This window comes from Celeribacter ethanolicus (assembly GCF_001550095.1).
Classification (GTDB): domain Bacteria; phylum Pseudomonadota; class Alphaproteobacteria; order Rhodobacterales; family Rhodobacteraceae; genus Celeribacter; species Celeribacter ethanolicus.
Map to the genome: position 1 here is coordinate 1 of NZ_LRUC01000007.1, position 13,088 is coordinate 13,088.

The 13,088-nt window shown below is 56.1% G+C and carries 12 protein-coding genes and 1 pseudogene; 11 read left to right on the forward strand and 2 right to left on the reverse strand.

All coding sequences use genetic code 11. The features are described from left to right. From NH195_RS03210 to NH195_RS21640, 9 genes and pseudogenes are all read left to right on the forward strand, one after another. Positions 1-616 (forward strand): transposase (locus tag NH195_RS03210; RefSeq protein WP_155846031.1); only part of this gene is annotated, 616 nt, incomplete at its 5' end. Positions 617-1,210: 594 nt separating this feature from the next. Further along, entirely contained in the window at positions 1,211-1,648 is a 438-nt protein-coding gene (locus NH195_RS03215) for a DUF4123 domain-containing protein (RefSeq protein WP_066703027.1), read from the forward strand. Beyond that, the gene (locus tag NH195_RS03220; RefSeq protein ID WP_155846062.1) at positions 1,579-2,988 is read left to right on the forward strand and encodes a hypothetical protein; all 1,410 of its coding nucleotides are present in this window, start codon (positions 1,579-1,581) and stop codon (positions 2,986-2,988) included. Before NH195_RS03215 ends, NH195_RS03220 begins: the two co-directional genes overlap by 70 nt. Before the next feature lie 41 nt (positions 2,989-3,029). After that, a complete protein-coding gene (locus NH195_RS03225) occupies positions 3,030-3,296 on the forward strand; it encodes a hypothetical protein (protein WP_155846063.1) in 267 nt (88 codons plus the stop codon). A gap of 962 nt (positions 3,297-4,258) precedes the next feature. Then, on the forward strand, positions 4,259-5,536 hold the full coding sequence (locus NH195_RS03230) for a hypothetical protein (RefSeq protein WP_155846064.1): 1,278 nt from the start codon (positions 4,259-4,261) through the stop codon (positions 5,534-5,536). Further along, positions 5,533-6,513 (forward strand): ATP-binding protein, encoded by a 981-nt coding sequence (locus tag NH195_RS03235; protein ID WP_066703037.1) that lies wholly within the window; start codon positions 5,533-5,535, stop codon positions 6,511-6,513. The genes NH195_RS03230 and NH195_RS03235 overlap by 4 nt, the downstream gene beginning before the upstream one ends. Before the next feature lie 546 nt (positions 6,514-7,059). Further along, entirely contained in the window at positions 7,060-7,800 is a 741-nt protein-coding gene (locus NH195_RS03245) for a hypothetical protein (protein WP_066703043.1), read from the forward strand. A 125-nt stretch (positions 7,801-7,925) separates the two neighbouring features. After that, positions 7,926-8,963 carry a hypothetical protein gene (locus NH195_RS20745; RefSeq protein WP_238379683.1) on the forward strand — a complete coding sequence of 346 codons (1,038 nt, stop codon included), beginning with the start codon at positions 7,926-7,928 and terminating at the stop codon, positions 8,961-8,963. Between the two features lie 190 nt (positions 8,964-9,153). Then, positions 9,154-9,249, forward strand: a pseudogene (locus NH195_RS21640) (chemotaxis protein MotB); the annotation flags it as partial. Between the two features lie 224 nt (positions 9,250-9,473). Here the strand turns inward: NH195_RS21640 and NH195_RS03250 are convergent. Together NH195_RS03250 and NH195_RS03255 are read right to left on the reverse strand one after the other, a co-directional pair. After that, a complete protein-coding gene (locus NH195_RS03250) occupies positions 9,474-9,827 on the reverse strand; it encodes a hypothetical protein (protein WP_066703046.1) in 354 nt (117 codons plus the stop codon). After that, positions 9,814-10,104 (reverse strand): rod-binding protein, encoded by a 291-nt coding sequence (locus NH195_RS03255; RefSeq protein WP_066703050.1) that lies wholly within the window; start codon positions 10,102-10,104, stop codon positions 9,814-9,816. Before NH195_RS03255 ends, NH195_RS03250 begins: the two co-directional genes overlap by 14 nt. A gap of 106 nt (positions 10,105-10,210) precedes the next feature. Here NH195_RS03255 and NH195_RS03260 point away from each other — a divergent pair, with 106 nt between their 5' ends. Beyond that, on the forward strand, positions 10,211-12,370 hold the full coding sequence (locus NH195_RS03260) for a flagellar hook-length control protein FliK (RefSeq protein WP_066703059.1): 2,160 nt from the start codon (positions 10,211-10,213) through the stop codon (positions 12,368-12,370). A 12-nt stretch (positions 12,371-12,382) separates the two neighbouring features. Further along, positions 12,383-13,057, forward strand: coding sequence for a flagellar hook capping FlgD N-terminal domain-containing protein (locus NH195_RS03265; protein WP_066703060.1), 675 nt, complete (start codon positions 12,383-12,385; stop codon positions 13,055-13,057). The last annotated feature ends 31 nt before the right edge of the window (positions 13,058-13,088 follow it).

Here is a 13,088-nt window from a genome sequence, read left to right on the forward strand (position 1 = left end):
TACCCGTGTCAAAGACCGGTTCGATCTGCACCCCGAGCGTTTGATCGCAGACACAGCTTATGGATCAGGCCCAATGCTGGGTTGGCTGGTTGAGCGTGAGATTGCGCCGCATATTCCCGTCATCGACAAGGCGGGGCGCAGCGACGGCACTTGGTCACGCGCGGAGTTCGAATGGGACGCGGAGAATGATCAGTATATCTGCCCCGAAGGTCACGAACTGAAGCAGTTCCGGCGAAACTACTCCGACCCGAACCGAGGTCCGACCGGCAAAGGCACAGCCCGCTATCGAGCTTTGAAGGAGGTTTGCCAAACCTGTCCATCGAAACCAACTTGCTGCCCGAATGCAGAAGCCCGCAAAATCACCCGCGAAGAACACGAAGACGCCCGCCAAGTTGCCCGTGATATCGCCAAAACCCACCAATACGATATCTCGATGAAGCTCCGAAAGAAGGTCGAGATGCTCTTCGCGCATCTCAAACGAATTCTTGGCCTGAACCGGCTCAGGTTACGTGGACCCTGCGGCGCAAATGACGAATTCCTCCTCGCCGCAACCGCCCAAAACCTCCGTAAACTGGCCAAGATCTTTCCTGCGCCGCAGCAACCGCGAAAAGCCTGAAAAGAAAGGCGCTCACGCCCATTCGGGAACCGCAAATTCTGCGCTCGCAAACATCAGTTTTTCAACAGAATCGGCGGAAAGTTGCCGTTCGCTGCGTAATGCTTGAATGTCGGTTTTGCGAAATGTTGAGCCGATTTCGTGGTGCGTGAATACCTTTTCGCAAGGTGATTCATGCCTAAGCCGCCTATAATAAAGTTGATCGATAGCATACCTCAGGATCCAGATGACGGAAGGTTCAGAAATCGCTGATGTGGTAATCCGATCTCTTTTGCAGGGGATTGATCGTAGCATTCACACGATCATTATTATTTTTAAGCAGGTACGATGCCGTTGTTTCTTATATTGGAGCGATCGTTGTTGTAAGTCCGTAGCTATTCCGTTGCGATCTTGCTGAACCTAGTCGATGCTCACCAAAGAATGGAGGGCCAGCCTTCCGAGTCAGACAAAGGCGTCCTAAATCCGATCCACCAGACGCCGAAGCTGCACGCCTTACGCAAGTTTTTTACTATGATGTTTATAGTTGGCTTCTTGCGCCGATAGCGACCGCGATGCATAGTCCCCGCCATGTTTTAGGTATTGTTATGTAAGGCCGACGTGAGCGAAGATTTTTGGCTGGATATTGAGAGTGTTGCTGTGCAACGGGCAGACCGTCCTCTGGTCCTTCAGATCGAGGATATTTCGAAGGTCGAGCCGTTGGATAAGCAATTTGGGGTCGATCCGAAGCGTTCCGTCCCGGATGTTTTGCGCCCGGCTGTCTTTGGTGGACAGGATGGCGCCTCGCAGTGCTTTGCCATTCTGGATGCGGGAAAGGTCGAGAACTTGCCAGAGATGCTGGCGACGTCCGGTCTTGAGTATCGCTGCTTGTTCAAAGGGGAAACGGCAGAGGAACTAAGCGAGGTTGCGCCTTGGCTGGTGCGGCTGGAGGACGGCAATAAGTTCACGATGGGTCTGTTCACCCGGTCATGCGACACTGGCATATTGCGAATGGCACGATTTACCTCAGCACCCGCATCAACCGAAACATTGATGTAAACAACTTCTTCCTTGGCGATGACGAGGATCACATCAACCGGATGCCGACCAATGCCGAGGGCGCGGATTGGCTGAACGCGGTGATGGGCGACTGGATGGCGCGATCCGGCATTCCGGGGGCGAGCGCAGACGAAGAATTTTCCGACAACTGGAGTGCCCGCATAGCTTGGGGCGGGATGAATATCGTCTTTGGCGCGGCGGAATTTATCGGCGGCGTGGCGCTGACGGCGGGAACGCTGGGGTGGGGAACGGTTGCGGGTGGCGCTTTGTCCCTCGCAGGCTTTGAGGCAATCACTCAGGGCATCGACATGTGGCACACGCCGAATGAAGCCGCCCACAGCACCGGCTGGCTGGGCGATGCCACCTATGCCATGATGAACACGTTCGGTGTGCTTGATCAAAATGATCAGGCCTCGTTCAATCGCTACTGGTCCTTTGCGATGCTGGGGCTGAGCTTGGGCGGCGCGGGCGTTCTGGGTTATGCAGGCAAAGCCGTGCAGGCTGGGCGTGTGGGGCAAGCCGCGCGGCAGCTCGATTTCATTGCCGAGGTGTCCAAACGCACTTTGGCGTCGGCCCGCACCGCCATCGTCGGCATCAAGGGCGCGCGTTTCGGCGAATTAATTTTACATTATGCTTCGCTCCCTTCTGGGAGGATTGCAGTGAATATCAAAGGCGTAGGTCGCCTCGTCGTTCCACATTGGGAAAGCTTACCCCGCCTGCGTCTCAGGATGAATACTGCGAAGCAGAGCGTACTTACGGCCAACATGCGCCGAGCGCATGCAGGATACGCAAGCGCTCGACGTGTGGCTGGAGACCTGGACGCTGAAAAGTTACTGGAGGAAGCGGCCTCTCATTTGGGGATTGCGGACTATAGGCTCTACGTCGACGTAGTGAGATATGAGCCAACAGGATCCAGTTACTTTACGATAGAGAATGGGCAACGCATCTTGGCTTTGTCGGGTGAGCAAGTTAATGTGCTCGGACAAGCAGGGAAATTGATAACAGCTGGTCATGAGCTTCAGCACGCAAAGATATTCAATCTCCTCCGTAGATTGAGTAATCTGTCCGATGACGCATTCACCAATCTGCACTTTAGCCATCCTCAACTTTCAGTCGCCTATGTACGAGAGGAGTTCATCGTCGAAGGCGCGGCTCAGCGCAGAGTTTTGCGATCTTTGGACGCACAGGGGATCAAAATCTCGCCGAGCGATCTAAGGGAGACGAAAGAGTATTTCGCGGCACACAAATCCGCATTCGATTACTATAAAAGTACCGGAAACTGGCCACCCAAAGGTCAGAACTTTTACATTGATTACTATCGTGATGCAGGGGGGGGATGATGCGCGGAACACCTGAGCAGTTAAATAAGACACTTCAATCCATGAAACTGACTGAGCCACAAAAATGGATGGTCCAGCTTTGCGGCTATCAGATCAACCCTCGATGGCTTGTGACACCACTCCCAGAGGAGACCAAAGCCATACAGCAACAAAAGGCGCGGGCCTCTCTTGTTGCTCTTCTGGGCAAGGATTTTGGGAGTAATCTCTTGGATTGGCACCAAGCATTAAAAGGAAGTCAAGCCTATGGAGAGCGATATTGGCACGAGCGGTTTGACCGAATTATCGAAAGCATTGCTACTTCCAATTGACGATTGAATGTTAAAGGTCCCCTTGATCCGCTCCCAAATTCATGGGCACGACCTAGGTGATAATAATGCTTAGCAATTAACCAAGCTCGGCCGTGGCGTTTGTCAAAGGAGTTGTCCGCCAGCTTTATGCGTAATCTCTGATTTCAACTTTGCGGATTTTGGTTTCTGGATTGGCCAGCCAGAACCGGTCATTAGCTGCACCTAAAACGATTGACAGCATTGGGCCGAAAGCGCCCAAAGTAACACATGCAACTAACGGCCCTTTGCCGCCATTCCCCAATTGTCGCTATGACGCAGCGCAGCCCGCCAAACCTGCCATTCGTCGTACCTAGAAGCCTCAGGCATTATGCGACATAATTGAACTGTTGGGCTTAGAGTGGGGGATCACCTCTCGGGTGAAGGAGCACTGCGCGGACTGTCGGCGATGGCTTTTGCTCTTGCGAAAATGCCTATGTGAATCGGACTGTTCTCGTGATTCCCAGAATCTCACACGGGTGCTTGAGTAATCTATCTGCACACCCAAATTGAGAAAGTGGATTGCGGGGATAAGAACATGATAACGGAAACGCATATTCGGTAATGGGCAGATCGCATTGAAGCGCGTTCCCTGCTGCCTGTACTTGTTCGTCGCCTGATCCGTGAAACCACTCGGGGTCTGAAGTCGCTTCGCTTTCCCGGCAATGATGCAATCGCCCTCCACGGCGTTGATGGTGAGGCAGTGAGTGAGATCTCAACCCCGTGGGTGCCGGCTGGAAAGTCGCTATGGGAAATGGGCTGCGATCAATCTCCCTCCACAAAGGCTAACGCCGATTTATGATAAGAGGGTCAAAGAATTCGATGCCGAAATCCGGAAGGATACAGCATTTGTCTTTGTGACTCCAAGACGTTGGGCTAGTAAAGAGGAATGGCTGACTGAGCGCCGCGCAAGCAGGGACTGGGCAGAGGTCCATGCTTGGGACGCGGTGGATATCGAAACATGGCTGGAAGAGGCTCCCGGGATGCAGGCATCTCGCAAGATTGCCTTCGCACAGAATTGCTCTGGGCACTTGAAGCGCTTGCGTGGTCTCCAAACCGCGACGTCTTTATGCTCCCGTATTTCGGGCAGGAATGGATTGTCGCGGATGCGCGCGCTGTGCCGTGATTTTTCGATAAACGGCGTGTCACTTGGCAACGGCGTGGAGGAGGCTGGCTGCGAGAGCGATCCCATGCCCGCCGTCGGTATCGGTTCTATCGTTGGGGATAACGGCTCCGGCCTGCGCAATGCTTCTGTGAAAGCGGCTACCGTAGGCGTACTCGGGCAGAGCGTTGACGCCCGCAGCTATCATGGCATCGACAAACCGTTTCTAGAACGGATGTTCGGGTCTCTGGAAAGCATCCTGATCAACCTCATTCACGGCTATACTGGCCGAAAGGCAGGGGCTTTGCCCGGCTATGATCCGATCAAGAACGGTGTGCTGGATTGTCAGGAGCTCTATGGCCTGATCACGCGCTATCTGGTCGATCAATATCCCTATCAGCGACATTACGGTACAACGATGCTTGGGCAACGCCCGATCAAGCAGCTGCAGCTGACGAACCAATTCTATGGTGCCTTTGCAGAAATCTGCCCGCATGATCGCCGCATTCACCTCGGCTGGAAGAGCAAAGCGACTATCAGTGACGAGGGCGTCAAAGCTTTCGGGCTGCCCTATAACTCTCCCGAACTGCAGGCTGTCCGCGATCACGTCCACGGCAAAGTCTCCGTTTTCTCGGACCCCGATTGCACCAACCATGTCACCATCCTGATCGAGGGCCACCCTGATCCCATTTTGGGCTATCTCACATGGACCGCCATGTCCGATATGACGATCCCCGAATTCCTCGCGATCGCGGAGGCAACGCGGGCAGAAGACCCCGAAGAGACGGAGGAGTTCGAGGCGCGGCTTGCACGGGTACGGCGCGCGCGGTTCGATCAGCTTCATTTCATCGCGGTCGAGCATAAGCTTGCCCGCAGCTATATGACTATCGCAGAGGCCCAGAAGAAGGCTGAAATCGTCACGGCAGGCCAACATTCCCGTCCTTACAGCGCCCTGCCTGGCACCATGGATCCGAGCAGTATCGCGGATGAACACGCGACCGCCGGCGTTCGGAAGGTCGGCGCAGGGTTCAAGCCACCTCTGGACGGTTCGGTTGCCCCGAATGAGGTGCCAAACACCACAAAAGCCCTGCCGAAGCCAAATACGAAGGGGAAACTGTCATGAGTTTCATCAACCTATCGGCGGCTGACAACATTTCGACACTCAAGGCCGCGCATTACAGCTTCCCGAGGGCGGATCGATTGAGGGAGGACATGGTCTGGATGGTCACGGATTACTACGCCAAAGCCTCCCTGCGTCGCCCCTTTGAGGCGCGTGGTTTGCTGGTCACGGGCCCGTCCCGCACGGGCAAGTCGACCGAAATCCGGCGCCAGATCGACGCCTTGAACGATGGCTCCACGATCATGCCGGATGGCCGACCCGCGCGCTTTGTATCGGTTGTCTTGAAAGGCCTGCTCTCGTGGAAGGATCTCGGGATCCACACTTTGGATCAGGGGCTGAATTACCCCGCCATCGGACGACTTACACAGCGGGAAGTCTGGGAGCGCGTCGTCATCCAGGCCCGAGAACAGGGTGTGATCGGCATCCATTACGACGAATGTCAGCATATCTTTCCCCGCGTGACTGGAGAGGCGCGGGCGATGATACTCGACAGCTTCAAATCCCTTTTGAAGCAACCGGAATGGCCGCTCATGCTGATCCTGTCCGGGGTCGACAGCCTCGTTCAGCATATAACCAGTGAGGAACAGTTGGCCTATCTGATGCGGCCTATTTCTTTTCCCGAGGTAGCGCTACATCGGCCCGCTGATCTGGCGGAAATGGTCAGCCTTTGTCATGCCTATGCGGATAAGGCCGGGCTAACGTTTGACGTTCTCAATACGCGGGACTTCTACGAGCGGCTTGCCTGCGCCTGTGCCAATCGGTGGGGTCTCGTCATCGAGCTACTGATCGACGCATTTGTCATCGCGCTGGATCAGAAGGCAAGCGAACCAGCTCCACAGCATTTCTGTCTCGCCTTCACGCGGAGAACGGGCCTGCGGGATGGCTATTCACCCTTCTCGATCGATAGCTATGAGGCGCTATTCTCTCCGCAGAAGATCTTCGAGATATGGGAGAAGCGACGGGCTGCGATCAGCGCCTGACCAACCCCCATTACCAACTGATCGGGCTCGTGCTTTGCGCGGGCCTTTTTTCGTTTCACCGGCGGCGAGGGCGCCAGAGGCGGCGTTTGCAATTGCTCCAAATTAGTATGGAATTGCTCCAAACGCGAAAGATGGTGAAAATTATGATGATATCTCAATTGGTTGCGGATGATTCGTTTTGAGGCCCGTCGAAATTTGCGCTCTTATGGTCCAATGACATCTTTCCTAGTCACCCACGAATTTAGCATCAGTTTCAGCACCTTCCGCAAGTCGGCAGGGTGACGTTTGCGCTTTCGATTTTTCAGGCTTCCCGCTAGGCTATGCTCAGGATTGGCAAAAAGAGCCGATCCCGGGGCGTAGTAACCCCTCCAAGAGCGGCCGGTGTCGGCCGGAATGACACCTCCTCGAACCCTATGGTCGGGGAGGCACTGGCGTATGTCCAGGGCTCCGGCCTAAAGGCCAGCGCGGTCGTCTCTTGGCGGCTTACTAACTCCCCGGCTGCCAGAGGAAACTCTGGTGGCCGATTTCGTTAGTAGAGGAGCCATTATGAACCCCAAAAGCCATAAGACTGAGCCATCACCAGACGCGAAGCCGTCGATCTTGCGCCGTTATGTTCGCTTCCAAGTCGTTCTGATTGAACTTGCCCTTCTGGGCTACGCCCTGCACCTCCTGCAAAAGGCGAACGCCAGCGCCCAGACGCTCGTCGCGACGGCGCTGTTTTTAATCGCGATGTTCACGCTGATCACGGGCAAGGGCTTCCCGCATTTTCGGAGGCGGGGCAAAGCCCTGCTGTTCGTGTTGTTGTCCGGTTTTTTCGTGATGTCTGGCGCTGTCGTTTTCGACCAGGAGCTTGAGGCCCATCTTGCGGAACTGCGTGAAACTGACCCGGCGACCTACCTGACAGAGCTGCGTGCAATCGACGCGGAGCGCTGGCTTGCAGCGCTGAAAGAGATTGACCCGGACGCCTATGCGCAGGAGGTGGAGCACCGTGCCGCAGAAGCTGAGGCTCAGCGCTTTGATGCCTGTTCCAAGGCGAGCGTCAGCTTAGCCTATGTCATGATACAGTCGGACGTCAAAAATCAGCTGCGCGCACCATCGACGGCAAAATTTCCGGGTCGGTATGAGACCGGGACAGGATACTTGGGCAACTGCATTTTTCAGGTCGTGGGCTCATTCGATGCACAGAACGGCTTCGGCGCGATGATCCGGGGCGATTTCCACGGAACAATAGAGTACTACCCCGAAACCCAAAGCTGGCGCACACAGGCGCTTGAGGTGCAGGGGTAGCGGATATTCTCGGGCACGCCCGGTACAGGTCCCCCTTCGTCCGTCATGGCGGGCCAGCCGTTACGCTTCATCTCAAGCAGCTCGAGCGCCCTCTGAATCTGACGTTTGTCGAAGATGGGGAGGAGTTGGACTTTGGTGATCGACGGAATTTGACTATTGTCCGTGCCTATCCCAAGGGGCGTTTAGACGTCAGGGAGGCGTTGCTGCTGTCGCACGTGCCCTCAGAAACCTTTCGCGCTGAACTTGAGAGCATGGGGCTGTCGCGCGATGACGCGGATAACCTCTCTATCAAGGTCGGCCATTCTGTTCCCGTATTGCGGCGTCAGCTCTCAGGCGATCCTGAAGTTCGGCGGCCAAGTTGGGTCAGAGATCGTGCAGCAGCAAAAAGTGTTCTCCCGTTTGCATTGGTAGGCTCTTGGGGCGAGCGCGAGAACCTGGATGATAGCACAATTCTACAGCTATTAGGTGATTTTCGGGATGGTGAAGTAGAAACAGTTCGAGACGAACTGCTCGCTCTGAACGACGCACCAATTGCGCGCTATGGGTATGTGAATGTCGTTGTATCACAAATCGACGCGCTTTTTGCCGTAAGGCATTACATAAGTAGAGACGATTTGGACCGCTTCTTTCAACTCTTGCCGGAATTGCTAGGCGATAGAGACCCCGCCTTAGACCTACCTCAAGATCAGTGGTACATGGCCAATGTTTTGGGGCACGCGCGAAGTTTTTCGGGAGCCCTGCTTTCCGGTCTCGGCGACGCGTTGTGCATTCTATCCGTTCATGGTGCAGAAATCTGCGGTGACAGGTTGGAAGTTGATCTTGCATACCGTGCTGGGGAAGTCGTTCGGTCCCTAATGCAAGGTGCAGATGAAGAACGTTGGCTTTCCATCCGGGGGCATTTGCGTGCATTGGCGGAGGCATCGCCATCTGCGTTCCTAGATTGCCTCGAAGCTGAGCTTAGAGAGCCGGAACCGGCCATACGCGCCATTAACCAGCCTCCAACACCATCTGATCGGGCTCGCGCTTTGCGCGGGCCTTTTTCCGTTTCACCGGCGGCGAGGGCGCTCGAGGCGGCGTTTGCAATTGCTCCAAATTGGTGTGGAATTGCTCCAAACGCGAAAGATGTTGGAAATTACGATGCTATCTCAATTGGTTGCGGATGATTCGTTTTACGAGCCGTTGAGATCGGTATTCTTATGGTCCAATGACACAAATTTCCTGACGCAGACAGGGCGTGGCGCGCCATTTCTCCAGATCTCGGAAGCTTAAAAAGAATCCCCTTAATTTTAGGGGTTAAGCCCGTGTTCATCCCTCTCTGTTACTCCTCAGGCCGGGTGAATATGAGGTGGTGGTATGAGCGGAAAGGGTAACGCTCCGATTATCATCAAGAAGAAGAAGGTTATTCAGGGCGGCGGTCACCACGGCGGTGCCTGGAAAGTCGCCATAGCATAATTTCCTTTGATCTTGGGACGCGTTTTGCGCCACACGAGTTTCGAGATCCGCCCCCACGGGCGGTTTCAGGATCGTCATTCTGACTGATTACGGATGACCGCTTCCGGTCGACCGTGCCACCCCCTCGGGATGCACTCTGATCTTTGGAGCTTAAAGGCTAAAAGTTTCCTAAGCTGGCTCCGATTGATGCTTTTAATTTGAGGCAAAAATTGGACAAAGCCTCAGGCTTTTCTCTTCATGGTTAACGACTTGCGTTCGATCTCGGTCGCTTTCCCCGCCGGGCCGTAGGCTGTGAACCCCCGTGACTGATGGCGCAGGGACAGGATGCGTTCGCGCGCCGTGCGCAGGCCTTTGGCGGAGGCCATAAGGAGGCGCTTGTTGTGCTCGCTGCGCTTTTTCAGATCCTGGAGCACCACGACGGGCGTTTTCGATTTCGCGACGAGGGACAGAAGCGATTCCTTCGATTTCGAAAGCGTCTCAAGGGTGGCGAAGTCACCTTTAAGAATCGCGGCCTTTTCCTTGTCGAGCAGATCGGCAAGCGCGCTTGCCGGGCGGAATGCATCAAGAAATGCCATCGGATGTGTCCTTCAATGCGGTGAAAATCTGTTCGGCGAGACCGATTCCCCCGGCCTCGACCATTTTTTCTGCCTGTGCCTGAACCAGAAAGGACGAGAATTGATCCTCCCCCGATCCTCCTCCGAAGGCGTCCGGTGTCTTCCCGAAGCCTGCGCTCTTGAGCATTTCCGCCAGAAACGTCGCCTCAAGCTGTTGCGACACGTCACGCAGCTTTTCCTCCTGCGACGCCTGCGGAAGGGGTGGGTGGGCTGAGGATGGGACAGCGGAGACGGCCATGAGGGATCACTCCAATTCGAAGCATTTTTCGACTCGTAACCGCAATCTGGTAAAGAACCGGTAACTCTCTGCGCAGATAGTGGCATCACGGCGAAAGAAATCCCGGATGCAAGAAATGCAGTTTCAGACCTTTGACTTTGTTAAAGCCGCGGCCAGCCCAGAGGCCGGGCGATCCGAAAAAGCCAATGCTTTCGGAAAAACCAGTACCTTCGGAAAGGTCTCAGGTGAGACGTCACCGGATACCGGTGACAAAGGCATGGCTTTGGACAAGCTGCCTTCGAAGACGACTGCACGCAACGCAACGCAAGGCGATACATTCGCGAGCTATCTTCGTGGACAATCGGGACCGACCCGGGGTCTGCCGGGCGATGGGGTTCCGGCCAAAGACCTGAAAGTCCTGGATGTGGGCAAGGCTGAAACCGAAGGGGGCTCCGCACCTCACATATCCGTTTCGGAAGATGCCTCCGTTTCGGGCGATGCCGCCGATCAGGGGAATGCCGTCATGCACCCAGGTGAAGGCGCACTGGACACAGCGTCCGTTGTGGCGCCCGGTGTCGGAGCCTCACGGAACGGATTTGCCACTCAGACGGCCATTCAGCAGATTCTCGTCGCAAATGGCGATCCTGAAGCAAAGGCGCTACTCACCGGTGATGGCACAGCCGATATGTCTTCGACCGATGCCGATGCATCCCAAGGGGAGACACCCGAAGACGTCTCACCTGAGACCTTTCAAATTCCGCCGGAAGTACTCTTGAACATGGGCGTTCCTTCCGAAGCCACGCCGCTCAAGGGACAGGCGAAAGAGGATGCAGGGCACACGACAGAGCTTTCCATTGAGGCGGATGATGTGCCCGGCGGAGTGAGCCTTGGCCATTCCGAGACGAACACGGATCAAAAGATCCTCTCCCCCGACGAACGCCTGACAGCGATGACGCGTGAGCTGGGGGCGGGGGATCGGAGCGGCTTTTCCGATGCTGTGAGGGAAGCCGAAAATTCATTGACCGCCGAACAATCTGCGACGGATGCGAAGGAGATTGTAAAGGATAATCTGAAGGACGATCAAAGGGTTGTCCTGTTGCAGGAGCAAGTCACGACCATGATGGGCGTGGCGACGCACATGCATGCATCTCAGTTGCAGGAGGCAGAAGATGACACCGCATCGGTGGCGCGTCTCGATCTTCCATCGAAGATGCAAGACGTCGGTGTCTCACGCCTCTTTTCTGTCGCTCCGAACGGGAGGTCGAACGGCGCGGATGCGACATCGCCGCTGGCTGAGGCGGTCGATCTGACATCGCGGAAAGCCAAGGTTGACATGTCACAGCCTGATGCGCAGGCCTCCACCACTTCCGTAAAATCCTCCGTAAATTCTTTGGACGCTACTGCCCTGTCGCTTGGTCAGTTCCCGGCGGTGTCCGATGGTCTGCCCGCTGAAACGCGGCCTGCTGGGCGGGCGAATCCCCTTGCTCCGGGAGGGCATAGCGACCTGAGCCCACAGCAACAGGCCTCGGGCCTCCTTGCGAATACGACCGTCACCTCTGTTTCCAGCGAAAGGAAACAGGCTCCGCAAACGCCAGCCACAGAGATGTCGGGCGCGGCCTCTCTGGGGGACAGGGAAGACATTATCGCACCGAAGGTGCATCGTGAAACGACCGACGCGTTGGCGACTTCCACCGCCCGGCCGCAGCAAAGCTCCGCAGCGCCGGGAATCTCCTTGATCTCCGCAGAGGCCCTGATGTCTTCCGGCCCGGATCGTGATCAAGGGCTTTCGATCGAGGAACTGGGTCCGATGTCCCATATGTCCTCGGAAGCGGACGCCATGCGGGAGCAGAGTTCCGCGACAAGTGCCATGAACCGGGTCGAATTTCCGACTCGTCTGGCGTCGCAGATTGCCGATGTCGCCCGGCAATTGCCGGATCGTCCGGTCGAAATCACGTTGTCTCCGCAGGAACTCGGCAAGGTGAGGCTGTCTTTTCATCTCTCCGAGAACGGCGCGATGCAGTTGGTGATTGCCGCCGAACGGGCCGACACGCTCGATCTGATGCGGCGCAATGTCGAAAGCCTGATCACCGAATTCCGCGATCTCGGCTATGCCGACAGCGGGTTCACCTTTCAGAATTTCGATCAGGGGGCACAACAAGGCGGTTCTGATGTTTTTGCTCCTCCGGCCGGTTCTTCCACCACATCCGACATGACCGATCCCATGCCGTCCGCTCCCCCCGTGCGCCTGTCGCTTGGGAATGAGTCAGGCATGGATCTCAGGCTTTGACAGGAGCGCAAGATGGTAAACACGATCACCGCCGCGACGACGGGCACGACCGGAGCAAGCAGTTCGAGTTCCAGCAGCGAGGCCGGGTCTGCGCTGAGTTCGGATTTCGACACGTTTCTCAAGATGCTTACGGTCCAGATGCAGAATCAGGATCCGCTCAACCCGATCGAATCGAGCGATTACGCGGTGCAGCTCGCCACCTTCTCGCAGGTCGAGCAATCCGTCATCACAAACGATCTGCTGGAAGGTCTTTCGGCGCAGCTCGGTCTCATGGGCTTTTCGGAATTGTCCGGCTGGGTCGGCATGGACGCCCGGAGTGAGGCCGCGGCCTATTTCGATGGCGCTTCGCCGGTCACGCTGACGGGCGAATTTGCGACCGCGGCGGATACCGGCGTCTTGATCGTGCGCGATGCCGATGGGGCGGTGGTCCAAAAGCTCACCATGGTCCCGACAGACCATGCCTTCGAGTGGTCCGGGCACGATGGAAATGGCGACGCATTCGAGGCCGGACTCTACTCTTTCGAGATCGAGAATTACCACAACGGCGATTATCTCTCCACCACAATGGTCGAGGGGTATTCCCGCATCGTGGAGGCCCGCTCCGACGATGGCGATGTCGTTCTGGTTCTGGCCGGTGGCAATGAAATCGGTTCCGACGATGTAACCGCCTTGCGCGATCCGTCGTGATCCGCTTGAGAGCGTGACGCTCCCTCGCTAG